The sequence below is a fragment of the Fluviicola sp. genome (assembly GCF_039596395.1).
Classification (GTDB): domain Bacteria; phylum Bacteroidota; class Bacteroidia; order Flavobacteriales_D; family Crocinitomicaceae; genus Fluviicola.
Genome location: NZ_JBCNJT010000001.1, coordinates 2,036,567 through 2,061,119 on the forward strand (window position 1 = coordinate 2,036,567; position 24,553 = coordinate 2,061,119).

General features: G+C 43.7%; 24 protein-coding genes. 11 read left to right on the top strand and 13 right to left on the bottom strand.

Going from position 1 to position 24,553, the window contains the following annotated elements:
* Positions 1-37 precede the first annotated feature (37 nt).
* From ABDW02_RS08950 to ABDW02_RS08965, 4 genes are read left to right on the top strand one after another with little or no spacing between them, the layout of a single operon-like run.
* A complete protein-coding gene (locus ABDW02_RS08950) occupies positions 38-808 on the top strand; it encodes a hypothetical protein (protein ID WP_343634201.1) in 771 nt (256 codons plus the stop codon).
* 60 nt (positions 809-868) lie between these two features.
* Entirely contained in the window at positions 869-1,639 is a 771-nt protein-coding gene (locus tag ABDW02_RS08955; RefSeq protein ID WP_343634202.1) for an outer membrane beta-barrel protein, read from the top strand.
* Positions 1,639-2,121 carry a cupin domain-containing protein gene (locus ABDW02_RS08960; RefSeq protein ID WP_343634203.1) on the top strand — a complete coding sequence of 161 codons (483 nt, stop codon included), beginning with the start codon at positions 1,639-1,641 and terminating at the stop codon, positions 2,119-2,121. The genes ABDW02_RS08955 and ABDW02_RS08960 overlap by 1 nt, the downstream gene beginning before the upstream one ends.
* Positions 2,122-2,670, top strand: coding sequence for a CPBP family intramembrane glutamic endopeptidase (locus tag ABDW02_RS08965; RefSeq protein WP_343634204.1), 549 nt, complete (start codon positions 2,122-2,124; stop codon positions 2,668-2,670).
* Here ABDW02_RS08965 and ABDW02_RS08970 read toward each other — a convergent pair.
* Positions 2,655-3,380, bottom strand: a complete 726-nt coding sequence (locus ABDW02_RS08970) for a leucine-rich repeat domain-containing protein (RefSeq protein ID WP_343634205.1) — start codon at positions 3,378-3,380, stop codon at positions 2,655-2,657. The genes ABDW02_RS08965 and ABDW02_RS08970 overlap by 16 nt on opposite strands.
* 121 nt (positions 3,381-3,501) lie before the next feature.
* Between ABDW02_RS08970 and ABDW02_RS08975 the strand changes: the two genes are divergently transcribed.
* Positions 3,502-3,942, top strand: a complete 441-nt coding sequence (locus tag ABDW02_RS08975; protein WP_343634206.1) for a hypothetical protein — start codon at positions 3,502-3,504, stop codon at positions 3,940-3,942.
* A gap of 46 nt (positions 3,943-3,988) precedes the next feature.
* On the opposite strand, the gene msrA is transcribed toward ABDW02_RS08975, so the two are convergent.
* On the bottom strand, positions 3,989-4,516 hold the full coding sequence (gene msrA / locus ABDW02_RS08980) for a peptide-methionine (S)-S-oxide reductase MsrA (protein WP_343634207.1): 528 nt from the start codon (positions 4,514-4,516) through the stop codon (positions 3,989-3,991).
* Between the two features lie 87 nt (positions 4,517-4,603).
* Between msrA and ABDW02_RS08985 the strand changes: the two genes are divergently transcribed.
* Complete coding sequence (locus tag ABDW02_RS08985) at positions 4,604-5,764, top strand: MFS transporter (protein WP_343634208.1); 1,161 nt, start codon at positions 4,604-4,606, stop codon at positions 5,762-5,764.
* On the opposite strand, the gene ABDW02_RS08990 is transcribed toward ABDW02_RS08985, so the two are convergent.
* Positions 5,761-6,306 (bottom strand): C40 family peptidase, encoded by a 546-nt coding sequence (locus tag ABDW02_RS08990; RefSeq protein ID WP_343634209.1) that lies wholly within the window; start codon positions 6,304-6,306, stop codon positions 5,761-5,763. The genes ABDW02_RS08985 and ABDW02_RS08990 overlap by 4 nt on opposite strands.
* A 98-nt stretch (positions 6,307-6,404) precedes the next feature.
* Between ABDW02_RS08990 and ABDW02_RS08995 the strand changes: the two genes are divergently transcribed.
* Positions 6,405-6,755, top strand: a complete 351-nt coding sequence (locus ABDW02_RS08995) for a MerR family transcriptional regulator (RefSeq protein WP_343634210.1) — start codon at positions 6,405-6,407, stop codon at positions 6,753-6,755.
* A 40-nt stretch (positions 6,756-6,795) separates the two neighbouring features.
* Here ABDW02_RS08995 and aroB read toward each other — a convergent pair whose 3' ends face one another.
* Positions 6,796-7,881, bottom strand: a complete 1,086-nt coding sequence (gene aroB, locus ABDW02_RS09000; RefSeq protein WP_343634211.1) for a 3-dehydroquinate synthase — start codon at positions 7,879-7,881, stop codon at positions 6,796-6,798.
* A gap of 79 nt (positions 7,882-7,960) precedes the next feature.
* On the opposite strand from aroB, the gene ABDW02_RS09005 reads away from it, so the two are divergent.
* A complete protein-coding gene (locus ABDW02_RS09005; protein WP_343634212.1) occupies positions 7,961-9,136 on the top strand; it encodes a proline dehydrogenase family protein in 1,176 nt (391 codons plus the stop codon).
* A 73-nt stretch (positions 9,137-9,209) separates the two neighbouring features.
* Here ABDW02_RS09005 and ABDW02_RS09010 read toward each other — a convergent pair whose 3' ends face one another.
* The 8 genes from ABDW02_RS09010 to ABDW02_RS09045 all read right to left on the bottom strand — a co-directional run bounded on the left by ABDW02_RS09010 (position 9,210) and on the right by ABDW02_RS09045 (position 17,780).
* Positions 9,210-12,059 carry a PKD domain-containing protein gene (locus tag ABDW02_RS09010; RefSeq protein ID WP_343634213.1) on the bottom strand — a complete coding sequence of 950 codons (2,850 nt, stop codon included), beginning with the start codon at positions 12,057-12,059 and terminating at the stop codon, positions 9,210-9,212.
* 233 nt (positions 12,060-12,292) lie between these two features.
* Positions 12,293-13,183, bottom strand: coding sequence for an oxygen-dependent coproporphyrinogen oxidase (hemF, locus tag ABDW02_RS09015; protein WP_343634214.1), 891 nt, complete (start codon positions 13,181-13,183; stop codon positions 12,293-12,295).
* Complete coding sequence (locus ABDW02_RS09020) at positions 13,176-14,948, bottom strand: LysM peptidoglycan-binding domain-containing protein (RefSeq protein WP_343634215.1); 1,773 nt, start codon at positions 14,946-14,948, stop codon at positions 13,176-13,178. Before ABDW02_RS09020 ends, hemF begins: the two co-directional genes overlap by 8 nt.
* A gap of 84 nt (positions 14,949-15,032) precedes the next feature.
* Entirely contained in the window at positions 15,033-16,565 is a 1,533-nt protein-coding gene (gene guaA / locus ABDW02_RS09025; protein WP_343634216.1) for a glutamine-hydrolyzing GMP synthase, read from the bottom strand.
* Positions 16,566-16,694: 129 nt separating this feature from the next.
* Positions 16,695-16,964, bottom strand: coding sequence for a hypothetical protein (locus ABDW02_RS09030; RefSeq protein ID WP_343634217.1), 270 nt, complete (start codon positions 16,962-16,964; stop codon positions 16,695-16,697).
* Between the two features lie 21 nt (positions 16,965-16,985).
* On the bottom strand, positions 16,986-17,255 hold the full coding sequence (locus ABDW02_RS09035; RefSeq protein ID WP_343634218.1) for a hypothetical protein: 270 nt from the start codon (positions 17,253-17,255) through the stop codon (positions 16,986-16,988).
* Between the two features lie 22 nt (positions 17,256-17,277).
* Complete coding sequence (locus ABDW02_RS09040; protein WP_343634219.1) at positions 17,278-17,517, bottom strand: hypothetical protein; 240 nt, start codon at positions 17,515-17,517, stop codon at positions 17,278-17,280.
* 29 nt (positions 17,518-17,546) lie between these two features.
* Positions 17,547-17,780 (bottom strand): hypothetical protein, encoded by a 234-nt coding sequence (locus ABDW02_RS09045; RefSeq protein ID WP_343634220.1) that lies wholly within the window; start codon positions 17,778-17,780, stop codon positions 17,547-17,549.
* A 305-nt stretch (positions 17,781-18,085) separates the two neighbouring features.
* Between ABDW02_RS09045 and secA the strand changes: the two genes are divergently transcribed.
* Positions 18,086-21,436, top strand: coding sequence for a preprotein translocase subunit SecA (gene secA / locus ABDW02_RS09050; RefSeq protein ID WP_343634221.1), 3,351 nt, complete (start codon positions 18,086-18,088; stop codon positions 21,434-21,436).
* Between the two features lie 86 nt (positions 21,437-21,522).
* On the opposite strand, the gene ABDW02_RS09055 is transcribed toward secA, so the two are convergent.
* The gene (locus ABDW02_RS09055; RefSeq protein WP_343634222.1) at positions 21,523-23,052 is read right to left on the bottom strand and encodes a T9SS type A sorting domain-containing protein; all 1,530 of its coding nucleotides are present in this window, start codon (positions 23,050-23,052) and stop codon (positions 21,523-21,525) included.
* A 202-nt stretch (positions 23,053-23,254) separates the two neighbouring features.
* Here ABDW02_RS09055 and ABDW02_RS09060 point away from each other — a divergent pair, with 202 nt between their 5' ends.
* Both ABDW02_RS09060 and ABDW02_RS09065 read left to right on the top strand, forming a co-directional pair.
* On the top strand, positions 23,255-24,022 hold the full coding sequence (locus ABDW02_RS09060) for a Rossmann-like and DUF2520 domain-containing protein (RefSeq protein WP_343634223.1): 768 nt from the start codon (positions 23,255-23,257) through the stop codon (positions 24,020-24,022).
* Complete coding sequence (locus ABDW02_RS09065) at positions 24,015-24,533, top strand: HAD hydrolase family protein (RefSeq protein WP_343634224.1); 519 nt, start codon at positions 24,015-24,017, stop codon at positions 24,531-24,533. Before ABDW02_RS09060 ends, ABDW02_RS09065 begins: the two co-directional genes overlap by 8 nt.
* The last annotated feature ends 20 nt before the right edge of the window (positions 24,534-24,553 follow it).

The window sequence follows — 24,553 nt, forward strand, 5'->3', positions numbered from 1 at the left end:
CAAAATCCGTTTTTAAAAGAAAAGAAGAGAAAGTACCATGCAGAAATCCTTATTGATCCTATTTATTTGTGCTATTTCGGTGGTTTCCTTCGGTCAAAAACGAAAAAAAGAACGCTTCCCCTCCTATTTCGGGGTGGTTGCATCTCCTGTAATCCCGAACAACTTCATTGGAGCAGTCCATACGGAAATGCAGGACAGTACCGGCTCCATGACAACTGATTTTCATAACAAGTGGGGATTTACATTCGGAGCAACTATCCGGATCGGATTGTCCAAAAATATCAGTATTGAAACCGGGATTTCACAGGTACGGAGAATTTACCAGGTGAACGTTTCCCTTCCTGATTCCAACATTTACGACAGTCAGAAACTGGCTTTTATCAATTACGACATTCCATTGAATGCGCTTTTTTACGTTCCTCTGAGTGAAAAGTGGTACGCAGATGCATCCCTGGGAGTTTCTATTACTCATTATCCTTCGGATGTACAGGATTCCATGCTTCCTGAAGCCAAAAAAGCTATTTTCATCCAGGGAAGAAGAACCGCAAGTACCTATTTTGCATTTAATGCCGGAGTAGGATTTGAATACCGCACCGAAAAAGCAGGAACATTTTACCTGGGTTTCGGAGCTAAAGTTCCTATGAAACCACCGTTTTTCGGGGTTTCTATTTTGAGACAAAGTGGAACGGGCAAACAATTGTCTGCATACAAACCGGTTACAGCAGGTTATTTCACGATCGATTTCAGGTATTTCATCCCGACACCCAAAAAGAAGAAAGACCCTGTGAATAAGCCGATTATCGAATAATTCAGGGTTTTCACCAACGGTATTTAAAGAGGAGTCGTTTTGAAAAACAAACCTCTTCATATGCCGAAATCAATTTCCATTACACTTTTCTGTATTCTCTCGTTTCTGTCTGTTGCTCAAAAGCAAAAAAAGGAACGTTTTCCCTCTTATTTCGGGATTACAGCTTCCCCGGTTATTCCAAACAACTTCATCGGTGCCGTTCATACCCGATTCACGAATGATTCAGGTTCCATGACTGCCGATTTCCATAACAAATGGGGATTCACCTTCGGAGGCACCATCCGGATTGGTCTATCCAAATACATAAGCCTTGAAACCGGTATTTCGCAGGTGAGGAGAGTTTACCAAATCAGCGTTTCCATTCCGGATTCGAACATTTACGACAGCCAGAAATTGACCTTCATCAACTACGATTTGCCAGTCAATGCGCTTTTCTACGTTCCATTAACCAAAAAATGGCTCGCAGACGCTTCCCTCGGCGTTTCCCTGACACATTATCCGTCAAATGCCCAGGACACCATGTATCCTGCGCCAAAAAGAACTATTTTTGTCCAGGGAAGAAGAACAGAAAGAACTTACTTTGCTTTGAATGCCGGGATCGGATTTGAATACCGTACCTCAAAAGCAGGAACATTCTTTTTGGGATTTGGGGCCAAGGTTCCGGTTAAACCGCCGTTTTTCGGAGTGTCAATTTTCAAGCACTCCGGCAATGGCAATAAACTATCGGCTTACAAACCCATTGAAGCAGGTTATTTCACCATTGACTTCAGGTACTTTCTTCCCATAAGCAACAAGAAGAAGAATATAGCGAATAAACCGATTATCGAATAATGGAACTTCCGCAACGCGCACAGGAACTGATCGAAGCATTCAATTTAAAAAGTCACCCGGAAGGAGGATTTTATGCTGAAACATACCGCTCCGAAGAAACAATTCCCGGGAAAAACAGGAATGTGCTGACCAGCATTTATTTTTTAATTACCGGTGACAGTATTTCCAGGTTTCACCGCATCCAATCGGATGAATGCTGGTATTTTCACGAAGGTTCTCCCCTGCTCGTTCACAGCATCCTGGCAAACGGCGAACACCAGATTACAGAACTTGGCCTGGATCTTTCCCGGAACGAAGTTCCTTTTCATGTGGTTCCGGCGCGCACCATTTTCGGTTCACACCTGAAAAGTGACAACGGGTATGCTTTTGTTTCCTGTGCGGTAGCTCCGGGCTTCGACTTCGCGGATTTCGAGTTGTTTTCTTCGGAAGAATTAACGAATCTTTATCCTCAACATCACGCCATTATTACTAAATTGACCTAGATGTCAAAATGGAAAATTTACCTGCTGGGCTTTGCCACTTTATTGATGGCCCCACTTGGCTGGCTGCTCTGCGGAATGCCCGAAATCAGTGAATTCCTGCAACTGGACAGGATCTTTACCACCTGGACAGGAATCGGGATTGAATACGGAGTTGCTTTCGGGATTTTCATGCTGATCATGACCAACACGGAAACGGCGCGGAAAAGTTTTTCCGTACAGCACCAACTCATCCGGTCTATGCGTTTAAATGTGGTGGATATTTTGTTCCTGTCGCTTTGTGCAGGATTCGGAGAAGAAATACTCTTCCGGGTAGCCGTTCAGCAATGGCTGCACCCGGTTTTGGCTACCATAGGTTTTGTTGCCATCCACGGCTACATCAATCCGAAAGACCTGGAAACCACCCAATACGGGCTGCTGGTTTGTTTGTTTATTCTGGTGCTGAGTTTCGCTATTTCCGGCGAACAAGGTTTGTGGTTCTGCATTGCTGCCCACGCAAGTTATGATTTCGTCCTGTTTTATTTTTGGGGAAGAGATCAGGGTTCGATGTAAATCACCAGGCGGTTTGTTTGTTGCGATAAAAAACAAACCGGGAAAACAATTGACGGATCGGCTTTTATTTTCTCCAGCATCCTTAAACCACAAGCCGATTCCGGAATACGAAGCATGGGCCCGGCGTATTGCAGGTTCAATTCGCGCATTCCCCGCATAAACTGCATGGAATCGGGTAATTTATCCAGGTTATTGAAGCTGAGATCCATAAATTGCATGGCCGACAAATATCCCAAACCTTCCGGCAACGTTTTAATCGCATTCCTGTTAAGGTCCAACTGTTCCAGCTTTTTCAAACTGGCCAGAGAATCCGATACATAAACCAATTGGTTGTTTGATAAAAATAAGCGCTCCAGGTTTTGAAGCCTGCAGATGCAATCCGGGATCGAATCGATGTCATTATAAGCCAGGCTAAGCACTTTCAGGTTCTTCAGGCCGCAAATTGCCTTCGGAAAGCTTTTCATGTGATTACGTCCCAGATAAAGCACCTCCAAAAGCTCCAGGTTGACGATTTCGCTGTCTATATCCGTAATCTGGTTGCCAAAAAGGGAAATCTTGGTAATGGTGGAGTCGTAATACAATTCAAAAGGAACAGCCCCCAAATGTTTGTGATTCATAAAAACCTCTCTTCCATCCGTTCTCGAAGCTGTTATCACCGAACAAGCTGTTCCGGTAATCACGATGAATAGAAAGAAGAAGAGTTTCTGCATGCCCGAAAGTACAATAATAACCAGTAGGCGCGAAAAATTTTTAACCTTACTGGTATTCACCTCCGTTAAACCAATTGGCACAATTTCTGTCTTATGGGTAAGAATCATAAAATAATTCAATATGAAGACACTTATTTTAGCATTGGCAATGGTAGTTGGGGGAACTGTAATGGCTCAGCGGCCGCAACAGCAAAAAAGAGAACGCAAACCTGCAGAGGAAAGAGCTGCCAATTCCGCCCAGAAAATGAAAACCAAATTGGGGCTGGATGACGCTCAAACCACCAAAATCCACGATATCAACCTGGGAATTGCACAAAAAAACGATGCAATCCGCGATAATACCTCGTTGACCAGGGAACAAAAAATGACCCAGCTGAGAGACAACCAGAACGCGCGCAATGCGCAGTACAAAGAGGTACTTACAGCGGATCAATACGCAAAATACGAAGCCTGGGAAAAGGAAAAGCGTGAAAAGATGCAGGAAAAACGTGCTGAAAAACAAGACGCCAAAGGTGGGAAGGGAAAACCTGCAGGGCCGCCGGCCGAAGAAGAGGAATTGTAAAACACAAAATCATGTAGGCGCGCGATTAATCGCGCGCCTACATGATTTATTTTAATCTGTCGGCAAACACCTTTTTGAATTTCTCGTATTTCGGTCTTACCACCGCCTGGCAATATGCATTCCCCGGATTCAGTTCCAGGTAATTCTGATGATAATCTTCTGCCGGAAAATAATTCGAGATCGGTGAAATTTCCGTAACGATGGGATTTTCCCAAACATGTTCTTCCGTTAATTTCGCTTTATAAGCCAAAGCCTTCTCCTTTTGTTCCGCATCGTGGTAGAAAATCACCGAACGGTATTGTGTTCCGATATCATTTCCCTGACGGTTCAACTGCGTCGGATCATGAACAAACCAAAACACCTCCAGCAATTCATCAAACGAGATCTGCGATTCATCGTAAACAACACGTGCTACTTCGGCATGACCGGTATCTCCGTTACATATTTGTTTGTAAGTGGGATTATCCACATGTCCGCCGGCATACCCGGAAGTCACGGAAATAACGCCTTTCAAATCCTTGTAACAGGCCTCAATGCACCAAAAACATCCTGCACCTAATGTGGCTTCTTTCATGTTCATTTCTTTTTATCAAAAATACGGAACGTTTTAGTTTCCGGATTGCCCCTTCAACCAAAAGAGTTTGATTAATTTTGCGCTATCTTGAAAACGTATAGTTCCAACTTTTGGAAATTAAGCTTCTCCATGCTTCTTTTCACTACGAGTTACAATTGTGTAATTCCGGAAATGAACGCGTTTTTAACAGACCTGGGTTCTCCGGGTTTAAAAGGACTCATCATCGGATTATTTACCATTTCAGCAGGATTTTCCCGACCATTTTCAGGGAAACTTTCAGATATTATCGGCCGCAAAAAAGTGATGTTAATTGGATTGCTGTTTTCGGTGGTAGTATGTTCGCTGTATTCTTTTGCATTTGCCGCCTGGTTTTTACTGACACTCCGTTTCCTTCACGGTTTCAGCGTAGGATTCTATCCTACAGGTGCAACTGCTTTGATTACTGACATTCTCTCGGAAGACAAACGCGGGTTCGGAATGGGATTATGGGGAACGTTTATTTCAATCGGGATGGGACTCGGACAGGGACTTTCCAGTTTCATAGTGGAAATCGGGAACCGGGACGCTTTGTTTTTCACCGCCGCATTATTTACGGCCTTGTCTTATATCCTGTATTTCAACGTAAAAGAGACGCTGGCAAAACCATCCAAATTCCAATGGAAGCATCTGCGTATTCAAGCGGACGAAATTATCGAACCCAGTGTAATCCCGGTTGCAATCGTCATGTTCCTTTCAGCTATTTGTTCGGGAATTATCCTTGTGCTGTCGCCGGATATCTCGGAACATCTGCACATTGAAAACAAGGGTGCATTTTTTATTTTTTATGTCATGGCTACCATCCTGATACGTTTGGTAACCGGTAAAGTGTCTGATACTTACGGGCGCAGGGAAACGCTTGTGGCCGGAATGGTGATATTGTGCGTGGCAATGGTATTGATCGGGCTGTCAAAAACAGAAGGCTGGTATTACGTTTCTTCGATCATTTTCGGGATTGCTACCGGTATTATTTCCCCGACTATTTTTGCCTGGACAGCAGACCTTTCAGCTAAGAACCGGCGCGGCAGAGGAACCGGAACGATGTTTATTGCTTTGGAGTTCGGAGTGCTAAGCGGTGCTTTATCGACCAATTTGTGGTACCAAAACAACCTGGAATCGATCTGGAATGTATTTTTATTCGGCGCGGGAATGGCTTTTTTATGCATTCTTTACCTGCTCTGGCATTTGAAAACGAAGAAAGCGAAGCATTAATTTTTCGGAGCGATGCCTCCGTAATCCAAACGTTTGGATTTTAAATAGCGCGGAACGTAATAACCACTGTTATTGAACGTGTCGATAATAACCCCGCGGGAAGTAGAACTGTGAATAAACTTGATCACCCCGTCTTTCACTTCAACCACCATGGCAACGTGACCCACACCAGCCGAACGCGTACTTCTTCCTTTGAAGAACATCAAATCTCCCGGTTGTAACTCCGATAATTTAACGGTTTTTCCAAATTCAGCCAATCCGGGGCTTGAACGCGAAAGGCGCATTCCGAAATTACCCATGACGTAGTAAATGAATCCGCTGCAATCAAAACCGGACGGTGTAGAACCTGCATAATGGTAGGGAGTTCCGAGGAATTTTTTTGCGAATTGAATGATTTCTTCTACCTGTTTATTGATTTTCGGCGCAGTATCAAGAGCGGAAGAAGCTGATGCTGCAGCCTGCTTCGAGAGGGTATCCGAAGACACCGGACTCTTTTGAGGTAAAGAACCTGTAGCTGTTTGCGCTTGTACCGCGGTGCTCATTAGAACAACAGCTATCGAAAATATGTAAGTTTTTAAAGACATAATATTTCTGACGGTGCAAAATTATCATTATTTTCACAGAATCAAAATAGTTGGCAGTGAGTAAATTAGAAAATATCGCATTAACCAAGTTGTACTACTCCATCGGAGAGGTTGCTGCCATATTTGATGTAAACACTTCTTTAATAAGGTTTTGGGAGAAAGAATTCACCGTGATTCAACCGAAAAAAAATAAAAAGGGAAATCGGTTATTTACAGTCAAAGACATTGAGCATTTTAACAAGATTTATCAACTGGTAAAAGAACAGGGATATACGCTCGACGGCGCAAAAAAAGCCCTGAAATCAGTCGATAAAGCCACTTCCGAAGCAAATCACAGCAACCAGAACGAGGTACTGATCGATAAATTGGAAAAGATCAAATCGAAGTTATTGGAATTGAAGAAATAAAAATCCGGTGGGCACGCGATTAATCGCATGCCCACTGGATTTAATTTTTATAATAAGCCTGGTACAGATAATTAAAAGCCGCTTTGATATCGTTTTCATCGATCAGATGATTCCAGGAACATTCCCCGATTTTATTCAAAAAACAAGTGCGAACACCTTGCTGGTCATTTTTCTTGTCGTTCTTCACCAATTCCAGCATCACTCCTACTCCGGTCAGCAAATCTTCCGGACACGGATATAAAGCCATCATCACCTGGACAATTTCATTCAGTTCTTCGATCGGAAGTGTTCCTTTCTCGTTCGACAAATAGGCTTCGGCAATCATTCCCAGTGCAATGCTGTTTCCGTGTGACATCGGGTTTAATTCCAGGTAATAACCTTCAATCGCATGTCCGATCGTATGTCCAAAGTTCAGGGATTTACGACTGCCTTTTTCCAGAGGATCTTCGGTAACGACTTTCGCTTTGACAGCGATCGATTTTTCCAGGATCTTTTTCACGTTTGCCTCCGAAAACAATTCATCCTGCTTACTGGAAATGAGTCTTTCCCATTCTTTTTTATCAGCTATCAATGCATGTTTCAGGACTTCTGCAAAACCGCTTCTCCATTCTTCTTCCGGCAGGCTTGCCAAAAAGCGCTGATCCACATAGATAGCTACCGGATCGTAAAATGTTCCTATCTGGTTCTTTAAATTTCCCAGGTCAATGCCCGTTTTTCCACCGATAGCTGCGTCCACCATCCCCATCAAAGAAGTCGGGATGTGAATACAAGGCAATCCTCTTTTATAAATAGAAGCGATGAAACCGCCCATATCACTTACTACTCCGCCACCCAGTGTGATCACCAGGTCGGAACGGACAATACCATAATCGGAAAGCGCTTCCAGGACCTGGAAACAAACTTCCATCACTTTATTCTCCTCACCGGTCGGCAACAGGATTACTTCAGCATCTTCGAGTGTAGGGAAAGAAGTCAGGAGATACTCCAGGCAAAAATCGTGTGTATTCTCATCCACCACGATCACTTTCCGGACATCTTTGTAAGACTCCTGCAAGAGTGCAGGAAACGAAGAAAGCTCCAGATTACCTACTTCTACGGTATAAGAATTACATTTTATTTTTTTCAAAACGCCAATTTCAAGGATGTAACAAATAAATTCAGTTTAAAGGTGAACAAAAATACTGGAAAGCGATTAATTTTGCCCCATGATATCTTTTAATAACACAGAAATTGCGTTCAAACACAAGTCCGATAAGGATTTGAAACGGGCACATTTTCTTTTTTCCGTCATGGCTAGTCCTTTCCTGGTAAAATCCGGAAAAGGATTGACGCGTTTTGGGTTGAATATCGGTCTTCCTATTAAAGGAATGATCAAGTCTACCATCTTTGCTCAGTTCTGCGGCGGAGAAACGATTGAAGAATGTACTTCGACGATTGATACCATGTGGAAACACCATGTAGGAACGATCCTGGATTATTCCGTAGAAGGTAAAACCAGCGCGGAAGATTTCGAGTACACCACCAAAGAGATCATCGCTACGATTCATAAAGCAAAAGGCAATTCGGGAATTCCGTTCGCGGTTTTCAAAGTAACCGGAATTTCACGCTTCGGGTTGCTGGAATTGACCAATGCAGGTACAGATCACATTTCGGAAAGTGACCTGAAAGAATACCACGAAACCGTAGAACGCGTTGACCGCATCTGTAAAGCGGCATTCGATGCAGATGTTCCCGTATTTATAGACGCGGAAGAAAGCTGGATCCAGGATGTAATCGACCGGATCTGTCACGAAATGATGCTGAAATACAACAAGGAGCGCGCAATCGTATTCAATACGGTGCAAATGTACCGCCATGACCGTTTGGCATTCTTAAAAGACAGCATTGCCTGGGCAAAAGCAGAAAACATTCAATACGGTGTGAAGCTTGTTCGCGGAGCATACATGGAAAAAGAACGAAAAAGAGCGGCGGAAAACAATTACCCGTCTCCGATTCAACCGGATAAGCAAACTTGTGACGCGGATTACGACAAAGCACTGGAGTTTTTGACAGAACCTGAGAACTACTCACAAATGGCTTTATGTGCAGGTTCGCACAACGAACATTCTTCTGCTTATTTAGCCGATCTGATCGAAAAGAAAGGAATCGACAAAACGGATAAACGCATTTACTTCGCCCAATTGTTGGGAATGAGCGATCATATTTCCTATACACTGGCTTCCAACGGGTTCAACGTAGCGAAATACGTTCCTTATGGCCCTGTGAAAGAAGTAATCCCTTATTTGTTCCGAAGAGCGGATGAAAACACGTCCGTAAAAGGTCAAACCGGCCGGGAACTGAAATTAATCAAAGAAGAACTAAAAAGAAGAAAGGGAGCCTGATTGGACTCCCTTTCTTACTGGGTTTGAATTTTATTAAACAAATCATCCGGATTTGTTAAGCGGTAGTGAATCATTAACGCAATAAATTGACGTGTCCTAATTGCTCCCTTTTTTCATCACTTGATGAAGTCTTGTACGTGATTTTCCACGAATACATTCCTTCCTTACAAGCAATTCCTTTATATGTACCGTCCCAACCTTCTTCGGTGTCTGTCGTACTGAAAACGATTTCACCCCAACGGTTGAAGACCTCTAATTCGTATTGATTCTTATCTACTCCCGAAGTAACAATCGGAAGGAAAACCGGGTTGTATTGGTTCCCGTCCGGTGTAAATGAATTCGGTGCATACAAAATTACACCTTTTTCCATTAATATCACCTTCGTAATTGAATCTACACACCCATGTTCGGAAATAGCAACCAATGTAACGGAGAAATTTTGCTCCGGTTCAACTACAAATGTATGTGTAGGACTGAATTCATTGGAAATTTCCGTTCCATCTCCGAAATCCCAGATGTACTGTGTAGCACCTGTAGATGAGTTGATCAGGTCAGATTCAGGAGCAATGACGGAAATAACTCCCGGGTTCGCCGTGAAATTCGCATGCGGATTCGGGTAAACACAGATAAAACTCGTGTAAGTTTGCGACCAGAAACATCCCAAAGCAGTTGTCGAAGTAATGCTCAAATCGAAACATCCCTGGTTTTCGTAAAGATTTGTAACCGTATCATTGGTACTAGACAAGGTATTTCCGTCTCCGAAAACCCATTGGGTGTTGACACTCGGTGTTCCGGTAGAATGGTTAAAGATCATTGCCGTATGTGGTTCACAGGCAGGTTCCAAACCGGTGGTAATGTCAAAAATGACTGGTGCTTCAATGGAAACAATTACCTGGTCGGTATTTGTACAGCCTAAGGCAGAGGTTCCTGTAACGGTATAGGTCAAATCACTTACCGGTGAAAACGGAACGTTATCCGTGATTCCATTGTCCCAATCGTAAGAAACAGCGCCTGAACCTGCAAGCGTTGTAGCCGATCCCTGGCAAATGATCTGGTCCGGGCCGGCATTGACATTCGGCAATGGATTTACCACCAAAACAGCAGTATCCAGACCGAAACAATTCGAAGCATCGTAACCGTGCACGACAACCTGATAGGTCCCGACTGCAGGCGTGTAAGCTTGTCCGTCCGTGATTCCGTTATTCCAGGTATAGCTGGTTGCCGTTCCCGTTCCGGTAAATGTAACGGAGGTATTCTCACAAACGGTCACATCCGGTCCGGCAGAAACAGCCGGTGAAGGCAGGAATGTGACCATCAGTGAATCTTTGTTGATACAACCGTTTGCGTCTGTTCCCCACACGATGTATTTCCCGTCAACGGAAGGTATAAACGGAGTTGCGTTCACTGCGCCGTTATTCCAGGTATAGGAAATTGCTCCCGAACCATTCAACGTCATGGGTGTGTAAGGACAAAGCTGCTGATCCACGCCGGCTTCAACCGGCGGAAGCGGATAAACCGTAATGGTTCTTACCCGCGTGTGTGTACAACCGTCCTGGTTAGTCGCGATCAAAGTGATCGTATAAGTTCCTGCATTTTGATAAATATGTGTCGGATTGGAAGCTGTTTCCAAAGGAGTTCCATCCCCGAAATCCCAGCTGTAGGTCATTGTTTGATTGATCAAATCCGTTGAGGCATTGGTAAACGTTACCGGAGCCAGCATACAGGTGTTCGGAGCACTAAAATCAGCGGTAGGAATGGATTTAACTGTTACCTGCTGAATAATCGTATCCCGGCAACCGGCAGTTTCGTAAGTAACCAGTCTCACAGTGTAGACACCCGGTGTGGCATACGTATGGTTCGGACTGGATTGCGGAGAGGTGGAATTATCACCGAAATTCCACATGTTGGCTACAATGTTGTTGTTATTGACGGTCGATGTATTGGTAAACTGCACATTCAGCTGTCCACAGGCCTGCGTATACGTGTAATTCGGAACAATAACGGTTGGTTCTACTTCTACATCTACCTGTGCCGAACAAGACCCGAAATTGGTAATCGTTGTCAGCGTGCAGGAATAAGTGGATCCCGTAACCGGATTTGGTACGGTGATCGAAGGGCTGGTTGCTCCCGTGCTCCATGCGTACTGATTAAAACCGGTTGGAGCAGTCAATACCGCATTGTTGGCTCCTTCGCAATACTGAACCGTCAATTCCAAAGGCTGACAACTCATGGTTACATACGCATACCCGAAATGCCCGGATTGGGAACAATCATTGGTTACAAATTCAACCTGAACTGCCTGACCGATATATGGACTAAGATCCAAAACCGCAGTAGACCAGTTCAACCAGTTAATATCATCTCCTCCCATTGGACAAACCTGGAAATTTTGTCCCGGCTGACCGCTGTATACATCATATGCTCCACAGCCTCCACCCACAATATTTCCTGACTGGTCCGTAATCCGGATCTTTAATCCCGGTTGTTCTTCAGCAGAATGAGGTATTCCTGCTATACTACTCGTAACAACCGCATATTTATATGTCAGCAAAGCATTATCAGTGCTTACATTCAATGTATAACGCATTGCCTCACATTCGGCTCCTGTGCCGTCATTCCCCAAACGGGCAACAACAAATGATCCCGTCGGAAGGATTTGCAATCCTCCGCAAGTGTATGGATCAACACCACCGGAAGTAATGATTGTGTGTCTTCCGGATACTACCCCGTTTACCTGAAAAGGATCCCAAACCACAGGTATTGATGCGATTGGAGTAACTAAATTCCCCGTGAAACCGGTCCAGTTATTAAATCCGCCCTGGGCGAAATTGGCATTGGGACATGCAGGTTGTAGTTGGGAAAATGCAGCACCGGATATAAGTAGTAAGCTGAGCAGTGTCAGCTTAACAAAATTCTTCTTCACAATCATTTAATAAATCATTAATTGATACGTCAAAGTTACGGAAGAAAGAACCGATAGTTGCCTCTAAATGAAATTCGTTCTGTTAAAAATAACAGGTATTGAAGGAATCTTAAAGATATTTACACAGAACAGGTAAATGCTTTAATTTTAAAACATACAGAATTTGATCGTTGGAATATAAATTTCGTAGGGACGCGAAGCATCGCGTCCCTACGCTTTTCAATGATTTTCAATTATAAATACCTGTGTTTTTCCTTCAAATAAGCGAGTGTCTTCGCTTCCGGGGAATCCGGTGCAGGCTGGTAATTGTACTCCCATTCGGCAATGGGCGGCATACTCATTAAGATCGACTCTGTTCTTCCACCGGAATACAAGCCGAATTTGGTTCCCCTGTCGAATGCCAGGTTAAACTCCGCATAACGTGCTCTCCGGTAATTCATCCACTGCTTTTCAGCATCCGAAACGGCCTTGTTCTTGCCCAATTCAACCTGTTCTTCATACAGAAAGGGGAAACTTTGACCCAAATCGATGCAGAAACGGAACAGTTGTTCTTTATTCAACTGGAAATGATTATTCAAATGGTCGAAGAAAATCCCTCCTACTCCGCGCGTTTCGGAACGATGAGGCAGGTAAAAGTACTCGTCTGCCCATTCTTTGAATTTCGGGTAGAATGATTCGTCGTATTTGTTACAAACCGTTCTCAATTTGTGATGAAACGAAACAGCCTGTTCGTGAATAACATAGTGTGGTGTCAAATCAATTCCACCTCCAAACCAGTGAATTCCGTTATCCAATTCAAAATAACGCACATTCATATGAATGATCGGAACGTGCGGATTATTCGGATGCAGAACGATGGAAACTCCCGTTGCATAGAACTGGTTTCCTTCCATCTTCAGCTGGGTTTTCATTTCGTTGGAAACAGGCCCATACACCTCCGAAAAAGCTACTCCGCCTTTCTCTATGACCGAACCGTTGCGGATAGTCCGTGTTTTTCCCCCACCACCTTCAGTTCGTTCCCATGCGTCTTCCGAAAATTTTCCGGTTCCGTCAACGCGTTCCAATTCATTGCAGATAAAGAGTTGCAGTGCGCGAAACTCTTGCCCGATTGTTTCCTTATTCATAGAAAACTCCCACTCGAATTAATTCATAGTCTACGTGTGTCAGAATGAAACACGATTGATTTTCATATCCTCCGCCCGGCACAGCTGCCTTCAGATCAAATGCGTTGATTACTTCACTCGGAACATCTTCTTTCATCAATAAGGTTTTCACAAAGTAATAAACCACATCAAATCCATGCGCTCCGGGCTTATTCATATCCGCGCGGTATTTCTTGCGGTACAAACGAAGCAATGCCTGTGTATCCGGCAGGGAATAATTTAAATCACTGGAAGAAGCCCAGGTAATTTTGTATTTCGTTTTGTAGTATCCGGAAACATCATCAAAACCAGCCCATTCCTTCACACCAAGAACGGTTACATCTGCATTCGGGGCTTTCCCGACCGCTTTGTGCAGTGAATTGATAAAACTGATTACGTGTCCTTTATCGCGTGAAGGGAAAACCACCACCGATTCACCTGTTTTTCGAATGTATGTGGTGAAATCAGACATTTTTGCCTCGATCAGCTTGATATTGCCGCTTTTCTTGGACAATTCGATGAAGCGTTTTCTGTAAGCATCGAATAAATCCTGGTCTTTTGTATTTCCGGGATTTACCAGGATAATCTGCGCTGTTTTAAACTTATCGATCGTGTATTTCGCCAATACTTCCTGCTGTGTCATGTCTGACGTTACCGATGCGTAGATATACGGGTTGTTCTTCAATAAAGAGCTATTACAAGCCGAAGGGCAAACCATGCGAATCTTTTGCTGTCCGCACCATCTTCCTACGATATCTGCACTTTGCGGTACCAATGGCCCGAATATCAGGTCCATTCCTTTCATTTCCGATGTGTTCAAAATCTTCATGATGCCCACGGAATCCAACGGAATATCTACCACTTTGATCGTTGCATCAAATCCCAGTTTTTCCAGCGAATCCGCAGCCAGTTCAACTCCCATGTAAAACTCTGTTGCCAGGTTTTTCAAAGCGGAATTCCCGGACTTATCATTCAATCCGAAACTCAGTAAAACAGCAATGTTGTATTTCGTCTTGGATTTGAAGATCAGTTCTTCGTCTATTTTCCGGACTTCCTCTTTCGGTTTTACTTCGCGGATCGGAACCGGTTTTACATTTTCCTTTTTCAGCGGGATTCTTAAAACATCTCCCGGTTTGATGGTCGTTGACTTCAGGTTATTGAATTTCTGAAGGTCGCTGACAGGAACCATGAAACGTTTTGAAATCGTATATAACGTTTCGCTTGCTTTTACTTCATAAACCAGGACCGTATCTGTAAATGTTACCGAAGGAGGCGTTACTTTCGGTTTATCTTCCACTTTGGGCGTTGCAGCTTCAGATGTCGGAGCAACGACCACTTTCAGCACCTGCCCTACCTTCAGTCCTTTGTCAATTCCTGGGTTGTACTTTAACAAGTCGTCTACGGAAGAATTGTATTTTTTCGCAACCGAAAAGGCTGTTTCTCCTTTTTCAACGGTATGCTCACGTACAATCGTACCGCTTTGAACTTTCATATCCGCACCTCCCATTGGGATCAGGTAACGGAATCCTTCTTTCACCCCTTTTTCAATTCCGGGGTTCGCGGCAACTATATCCTCTACCGTAACGTTGTAAGTGGTGTGAATTCCCCACAAGGTGTTTCCGGCCTGGGCAATGTGAACTGCATACTTCTTCCCGTTGGAATATTCGTAAACCCAGTCTTTGCTATCGACCTGGGCAAACATTCCTTTGGAAAAAACAAGTAAACAAAGAAAAATGAAGTACTTCATAATATTAAATATGTTCAACTGTTTAAAATGTTCAAGCGTTCAAAAGGTTCAATTGTTTAAACGTTGAAACTTTTTAAACGTGTATTATTCCCACTCGATGGTTGCAGGCGGTTTGGAACTGATATCGTAAGTGACACGGTTAATTCCTTTTACCTGGTTAATAATTTTATTGGAGATCAGGGCCAAAAATTCGTACGGTAAATGACACCAATCCGCTGTCATACCATCCGTAGAACTTACAGCTCTCAAAGCAACCGCATTTTCATAGGTTCTTTCATCTCCCATTACTCCAACGGACTGGATCGGTAAGAAAATCGCTCCTGCCTGCCAAACGTCGTTGTACAAACCGTGTTCTTTTAATCCATCAATGAAAATGGCATCCACTTCCTGTAAAATACGCACTTTTTCTGCAGTAACTTCTCCCAAAATACGGATTCCCAATCCCGGTCCCGGGAAAGGATGCCTGTTCAGGATGTTTTCCGGCAGATCCAATGATCTTCCGACACGTCTTACCTCATCCTTGAACAACAATCTCAAAGGCTCAACAACCTGTAATTTCATATAATCCGGCAAACCGCCTACGTTGTGGTGCGATTTGATGGTTTGGGACGGTCCTCCGTTTACGGAAACCGATTCGATCACATCCGGGTAAATGGTTCCCTGCCCGAGCCATTTTGCATCCGTTACCAATTTGGATTCGGCATCAAAAACGTCCACGAAAACTTTTCCGATTGCCTTGCGCTTCAATTCCGGGTCTGTCAATCCGGAAAGCGCCGCATAAAAGTCCTGTGAAGCGTCTACTCCTTTTACATTCAATCCTAATCCTTTATAGCTTTCCAAAACGGAATTGAACTCATTTTTACGCAACAATCCGTTATCTACGAAAATGCAGTGCAAACGATCCCCGATTGCTTTGTGAAGCAACATGGCAGCTACCGAAGAATCCACTCCTCCGGAAAGTCCCAGGATCACTTTATCGTTCCCCAACTTTTCTCTTAATTCTGCAACGGTGCTTTCTACAAATGAATCCGGTGTCCAGTTTTGAGAACAGCCGCAAATTTCTACGATAAAGTTTCTCAGTAAGATTGCTCCTTCCAATGAATGATAAACTTCCGGGTGGAACTGGATCCCATAAGTGGTTTCTCCTTTGATCACATATCCTGCAACCTGAACATCTTTGGTGGATGCAATAATCTGCCAGGAATCCGGAACATTCTTGATCGTATCTCCGTGACTCATCCAAACCTGTGAACCGGTTGACATTCCTGCCACCAATTCATTGGAATTATCTACAAAAGAAAGATTTGCACGTCCGTACTCCCTGATCGTTGAAGGAAGTACTTCCCCTCCGAAATTCTGCGCCATGTATTGTGCACCGAAACACACTCCAAGCAATGGGAACTTTCCTTTTATGGCACTTAAGTCCGGTTTCGGAGATTCCGGGTCTCTTGTCGAGAAAGGGCTTCCTGACAAAATTACCCCTTTGATGTGTGCACCCAATTCCGGAATTTTATTCCACGGGTGGATTTCACAATAAACATTTAATTCGCGTACCCGGCGTGCAATCAACTGCGTGTATTGCGAACCGAAATCAAGGATAAGGATCATTTCTTGCATGCGCAAAGATACAACTTTTACGCCAAATGAAACACCCGACAAACAGAATTCCCCGATTGATTTTACGGTATAAAAAATGCCGGTTCGTCAGAAAGACAATACCGGCATTCCAGGAAAGTTTCTTATTTTTTATTTAGAAAGATCGCACTTGTACTCGTAAGTGTCCAGGCCATCCTGCGAAGTAATCTTTGCTTCATTACAAGCTGCGATAGCGTCTGTCTTAGTAGCTCCTTCTATCTTATAGTTAGAAGTATTTGAATAAGGGTGTGCTTCATCTACTCCATCAAAATCAGAGTCATAATAATTGGTTCCGGTTTCCGTACAAGTACAGGAATAGTCCTTTTTGCAGGAAACTAAAGCCATTCCAAGCAATGCAAATGCGAATATTAATTTTTTCATATCTTAAAATTAGTAACGAAATTATTTAGACAAATCACAGGTATATTCATAGGTGTCCATTCCATCCTGCTGTTTGATAGTGGCTTCAGTACATGCAGCCGCAGCCTGTGTTTTATTTGCACCTTCAATTTTAATGTTGTAGGTATTTGCATATGGATGCGCTTCTTCCGTACCATCTAAATCCGAGTCATAATAGTCAACACCGGAACTGTTACAAGTACATGAATAGTCTTTTTTGCATGACACCAGGGCCATTCCTGCTACTGCTAAAGCGAATATTGATTTTTTCATAGTTTAAATCTTTAGAAGATGATTATTTACTCAACTCACACTGAGTGGTATAAGAATCAGCGCCATCTACATAGGAAACTTTTGCTTCGTTGCACGCTGCCTGAGCTTGTTTTTTGGTAGCTCCTTCCACTTTGTAATTGTAAGTCGTTACTTCCGTTTCACCGTTGTAGATATCCGTATCCGTACAAGAGCAGGAATAGTCTTTTTTGCAAGACGCTAAAGCCATTCCGGCAAGCGCAATGACCATGATTGATTTTTTCATTATTGATTATTATTTATAGGGTTCATTATTTACTTTAGTTCACAGGCTGTTTTTTCCGACTCGGTCTCATCATAGGTAATCTCTACATCATGACATGCTGCACGGGCCTGTTTCTTCGTAGCGGCTTTTACCGGGTAAGAGTAAGTCTCCATTTCTGTTTCACCGTTGTAAGTATACGTGTCGGTACAAGTACAGGAATAGTCTTTTTTGCATGAGACCAGAAGAATAGCAGCAAACGAAAGAGAAAAAATACGTTTTTTCATACATCTTTTTTAGGTAATTATCGGGGCGAAAATAGAGATATCCGATTGATCTACCAACTATTTTTGTGAGGAATGATATCTTTCCGGAACAAACTGCGGGGTGACAGATGGGCAGAATCCTTATTATTCCTGCAATTGAGCACCTTTCATCGTTTATCCGGCTTTCAAATGTATATCTGAAAGACATGCGGCATGACAATTTGTCCGTTCCGGAATTTTGGAATAATTTATGACGAACAGCCACCAATAACTAAAGAAGCGTCAGGGAATTTCATTATTTTTGGCTTCGATTTATAATAAACACCATGTTAGGAGGAATTTTAAAGAAAATCTTAGGCGATAAGTCAGCGACTGATCAAAAAAAATACCAACCTGTTATTCAACAAGTTGGAGAAATATTCAACACATTACAGAACGATTCTGACGACGCTTTACGTGGTAGAACAGCCAAGTTTAAACAGAAAGTGCAGGACGCTATTGCAGGTTTGGAAGCAGAAATTGCCGACCTGACCAAGAAAGCGAACGATCCTCATATGCCTTTGCATCAGAAAGAAGCAATCTACGAAAGCATCGATGCAAAAGAGAAGGAAGTCAATGAAACCATTGAAAAGGTATTGGAAGAAATCCTTCCGGAAGCATTTGCTGTGGTGAAAGAAACAGCAAGACGCTGGGCAGCAAACGGCCAGCTTACAGTTACTGCTACCGAACTGGACAAAACACTTGCTACCAGAAAAGACGGTATTACCATTGAAGGAGATCAAGCAATCTGGAGCAACAAATGGACAGCTGCAGGAGCTTCCGTTGAATGGGTAATGGTTCATTACGACGTTCAGCTGATGGGTGGAGCTGTATTGCACCGCGGAAACATTGCCGAGATGCAAACCGGGGAAGGTAAAACATTGGTTGCAACACTTCCGGTTTACCTGAATGCCCTTTCAGGAAAAGGAGTTCACGTAGTAACGGTGAACGACTACCTGGCAAAACGTGACTCCGAGTGGATGGGGCCTTTGTACCAGTTCCACGGATTAACGGTAGATTGTATCGACAAACACCAGCCGAATTCAGAAGCGCGCAGAGAGGCTTACATGGCGGATATTACTTTCGGAACGAACAACGAATTCGGTTTCGATTACCTGCGTGATAACATGGCGAGTGCTGTGGAAGACCTGGTACAGCGCAAACAACATTTTGCCATTGTCGATGAGGTCGATTCCGTATTGATTGATGATGCACGTACTCCATTGATTATTTCAGGGCCAACTCCAAAAGGAGATCAGCACGAGTTCTACGAATTGAAACCTCGTGTGGAATTGATCGTTGAGGCTCAGCGTAAATATGTAAACCAGGCTTTGGCTGACGCAAAAAGATTGCTGACGGTAATCAACGGCGGAACAGTTGAAGGAATGGACCAGAAAACAGCTTTGGAACAAGGTGGAATTGCCTTGCTTCGTGCTCACAGAGGTTTGCCTAAAAACAAAGCATTGCATAAATTCCTTTCGGAACCGGGTATCAAGTCTCACTTGCAAAAGGTGGAGAACCAATACATGGCCGAGCAAGGAAGACAAATGAAGAAAATCGACGTGGAGTTATTCTTCGTGATCGATGAAAAACAAAACACGGTTGAATTAACGGAAAAAGGAATTGATTTGATCTCCGGGAACGACGACCGCAATTTCTTCGTAATGCCGGATATTTCATCCGAAATCGCTCAATTGCAGAAACAAAACCTTCCGAAAGAAGAGTTTGCAGATAAAAAAGAAGTATTGATCCGCGATTACACGGTTAAATCCGAGCGTATCCATTCCGTTTCCCAATTATTGAAAGCTTACGCCCTCTTCGAAAAAGAAGTGGAGTACGTGATCATGGACGGAAAGATCAAGATCGTGGATGAATCTACAGGTCGTATCATGGAAGGCCGCCGTTATTCAGACGGATTGCACCAGGCGATCGAAGCAAAAGAGAATGTAACGGTAGAAGCTGCAACACAAACGTATGCAACAGTTACCCTTCAGAACTACTTCCGTATGTACCACAAACTGGCTGGTATGACCGGTACGGCAGAAACGGAAGCAAAAGAATTCTGGGACATCTACAAATTAGACGTAGTGGTAATTCCTACCAACCGTCCGATTGCCCGTAAGGATGACAATGATTTGGTATTCAAAACTGCGCGTGAAAAATATGCAGCGGTTATTGAAGAAGTGAATAAACTGGTTCAGGCAGGAAGACCTGTATTGGTTGGTACAACAACCGTAGAGATTTCCGAGCTATTGAGCCGTATGTTGAAAATGCGCAACATTCCTCACCAGGTATTGAACGCGAAATACCACCAGAAAGAAGCAGAAATCGTAGCTGACGCAGGTAAAGCCGGAGCAGTAACAATTGCAACGAACATGGCCGGTCGTGGTACCGATATCAAATTGGGTGAAGGAGTGAAAGAAGCCGGAGGTTTGGCGATCATCGGTACGGAAAGACACGATTCACGCCGTGTAGACAGACAGCTTCGAGGTCGTTCGGGCCGTCAGGGAGATCCGGGATCTTCTACTTTCTTTGTTTCCCTGGAGGACGATTTGATGCGTAAATTCGGTTCGGAGCGTATTGCAAAGATCATGGACCGTTTGGGATTGAAAGAAGGCGAAGTGATCCAGCACAGCATGGTTTCGAAATCCATCGAACGTGCACAGAAAAAAGTAGAAGAAAACAACTTCGGTATCCGTAAGCGTTTGTTGGAATACGATGACGTGATGAACGCACAACGTAAAGCGATTTACAAAAAACGCCGCAATGCACTTTTCGGGGATCGTTTGAGTGTAGACGTTTCCAATATGTTCTACGACGTGATCGAAGGATTGGTAAATACACATCAGGGAGGTTCTTTCGAAAACTTCAACATCGACATGATCCGTATCATCGGTATGGAATCACCGGTATCCGAAGAACAATTCAAAACAGCGAAATACGATGACCTGGTAAATGACCTTTACGACGGTGTGATGGAACATTATACACGCAAGAACAATCGTTTGGCTGAAATTTCCATGCCTCAGATCAAGCATGTATACGAAACGATGTCGCAATACCAGAACATCCAGTTTATCATTACGGACGGTGTGAAAACCATGCCTTTGGTGGTGAGCCTGAAAGAAGCTTACGAATCAAACGGAGCATCTGTTCCGAGTGCACTGGAGCGCAACATCGTACTTGGAATGATCGACAACGAGTGGAAAGAGCACCTGCGCGAGATGGACGATTTACGCAGTTCTGTTCAGCAAGCGGTTTACGAACAGAAAGATCCGTTGCTGATCTACAAATTGGAATCATTCGAACTATTTAAAGCAATGAACGCGCGTTTGAGCAACGAAACGGTTGAATTCTTAGTGAAAGCAGACGTTCCGAGAGATCAGCTGGACGATATCCAGACAACTAACCAGGATGTTACTCAAAACAATTACGAAAAAGCACAGATCGAATCGACTTCCTCCAGCACGGAAATGCCACGTTTCAGCGGAAGTGAAGGATACGAGGAAGCTATGCGCAATTCGGCACCGCAGCGCGAGAAACAACAACCGATCGTTTCAACGGAACCTAAAATAGGCCGGAATGATCCTTGTCCTTGCGGAAGCGGCAAGAAATACAAACAATGTCACGGAAAATAACAGAAAAGGCGGTTCAAATGAACCGCCTTTTTTATTTATAATTGATATCAGTAGGGACGCGACGCATCGCGTCCCTACTGATTTATTTATTTAACGATAGATACCTGGGATGATTTCTCCGTATCACCGATTCGTACTTTCAAAATGTAGATTCCATTTGAAATACGCTTCGTATCCAACTCTATTTTTTGTCCTCCTGCTTCATAAACACCGGATTTATTCGCAAGTACCTTCCCTCCCATGTCGATCAGTTCAATGGAAACTGTTTCTTCTTTGGAAAGCTCCGTATGCACCTGGATGTAATCTTTGGCAGGATTCGGTAAAATGGTGTATCCTTGTTGTACCTGAACCATTTTCAATTCCTCGTCTGCGATTCGTTCCAAATCTTTTAGGGAGAACCCGTGGGATGGATTGATGGATTTCTCAGCCGGTGTTGTACTTACCTGCGCAGTTTCATAACAGAAACGGATGCACGTACGGCATATTTCCTGTTGTGCCGTGATTTCCGTTACACACACATTGTAATAACCCGCAGAAGCATAGGTATGACTACCGATCCCTGAAGATGTTCCGTCACCCCAATCAACAATATAAGTAGAAGTCGGGTTTACAAAATCCAATACAACGGAAGCATTGGCAGTTCCGGTAGATGAACTGATTGAAGTATTCAGCGTGAAATTGCTGTTGCAAGCTACCCGGCAATCTCTTACACAAATGTTGTCATAGTGTTTCACTTCTGATGGAGAACTGTTTACCTCCGGCGTGATGGAAATCGTAGTCGTGTTATCTATGATATTATCAAAATCAGCACAAGTCATGCCCGGTGTTCCAAATACCCATGTTCCATCAGCATTGCTCGGCGGCACTCCTCCGGCACAATGCGCAATCGGTGCACATACGCTTACCCAGCCATCTCCAGGATTCAATCCTACATTGGCAACAAAAACAATGGTATTCACACCGTCTGAAAGATAAATTTTAGGGTTGTACGGAAGTCCGCCACCGCCTGCATAAGCGTAAACCAACTGCACATCAAAACAAAGGCATTGTCCCAGGTAATTCTGTCCCAGGTTGGTATAATCCACTGAGTTGCTGTAATAGGAAGTTCCGGAAAGGTCTCCCAGAGTCAAGCAATTCGTACCATCCAGCGGATTTACATCCGTGTAAGCAGTGGTTACCCCAACAGCCGTCCAATTTCCGGCCGGAGAACTTCCGTCAAACGTGCTGCATGGCTGGCTCTGGGTAGTAACACACATGCATTCCTGCTTGGTGTATGCGCTGGAAGTATTTGGGCCGCACTCGCTTCTTACACTCCATGAAAAACACGGATAGGATGATAGCGGGATAGTGACAGACGTACCTCCGACAGGAATTAAAACACTGGAAGAAGGCCCCGGATAATTCGGACAACACATCGGATCTCCTACATACAAATAAACCGTGTATCCAGTTGCTCCCGGTGCAGGGCTCCAGTTTAAGGTGACCGAGTTGGAAGCCTTGTTGTATTTACAGGAGGCATTCGAAGGCGGTAAACAATTTGCGCTGGCTACTTGCGCATGGTTCCATTGTGAGCCCAACAGACAAAAAAGGGCGCACAAAACTAGCTGAAGTTTCATTCGTTTCATAATTCAGTATTTAAATAGTGTATACACACAACAAATCGCTGCGTGGTTCTGCATATATAAAACAAAATATCTTGCAAATCAATTTTTTAACGTTTCCATTTCAGTTGATCCCGGATTTCGTGCATACCGGTAGTTGGTGATTAATCGCCTAACTCTTATTTCCTCATTCATCAATAAATTTTAACTTTGAAGCATGAGCCAAAAATTAAAAATCGGAATAGTCGGAATGGGAAATGTGGGAATTCATTTCCTCAAGCACCTGATCGAATTGGGACAAACAAACCTGACCGTTTATTCGCGTTCGGGGAACAACTTGCCCATTCCCATGGATGTGAAAGATGTACAGTTCACCAATGATTTCAAGGAATTCATTGATTTTGACATTGTTTTTTGTGCTGTGAACGACAACACGATGGCAGAGATGGTGCAGCTTATTTCAAAATACGCCCCGGTGGTTTCCGTTTCGGGAACCGTGAACCTGAACCATTTGAAAACCAAATACCCGGTAGGTACTTTTTATCCGCTGCAAAGTTTTAAGGCCGACCAGCAAATAAACTGGAAGGGATTACCGCTTTTTATTGAAACTGCAGATCCGACATTCAAATCTTTCTTGCTGAAACTCGGAAAAACATTCAGCGGAAATGCCATTGAGCTCTCGGAAGATAAACGCCAGTACCTGCACGTTGCAGCTGTATTTGCGAATAACTTCACGAACCACATCATCGACCTTGCGGCGCATTATTGCGAGGAACACGACATTCAGTTCGATTGGCTGAAACCATTGATCAACCAGACGATGGAGAAGATACAAACCAATCATCCGCACGATATTTTAACAGGCCCTGCAGTGCGCAATGATCAAAGCACGATCAAAAAACATTTGCAATTGCTGGAACCGGACCAGAAAAACATCTACCAGACCTTGACTAAAAGTATCCTCAAACACCACCAGCATGATTAGCTACAAGGAGCGCTTAAACGCTATTTCGACATTTATTTTTGATATTGACGGTGTTTTGACAGACGGAACGGTTTTTCCTTATCACGGAGAACTCCTGCGCGGGTTGAATTCCAAAGACGGATACGCTATTCAGTACGCAGTCAAAAAAGGATACAAAGTTTTTATCATCACCGGAGGAAACTCGGAAGATGTAAAAACAAGCCTGATTCATTTGGGAGTAACGGAAGTACATTTGCGTTCTTCGCACAAAGCACAGGTTTACCAGCAGATGAAGGAAAAACATCAGTTGAAGGATCAGGAAGTATTGTATATGGGAGATGACCTTCCCGATTACGAGGTAATGCAAATCGTTGGCATGGCTGCTTGTCCGCAGGATGCAGCGATAGAGATCAAGCATATTTCTCATTATCAGTCGCCCTATTTCGGTGGAAAAGGATGTGTGAGGGATGTGATCGAACAGACGCTTCGCGTACACGGTGATTGGTTTACGGAGGAAGCATTTATTTGGTAAAACATGTAGGCCCGCGATTA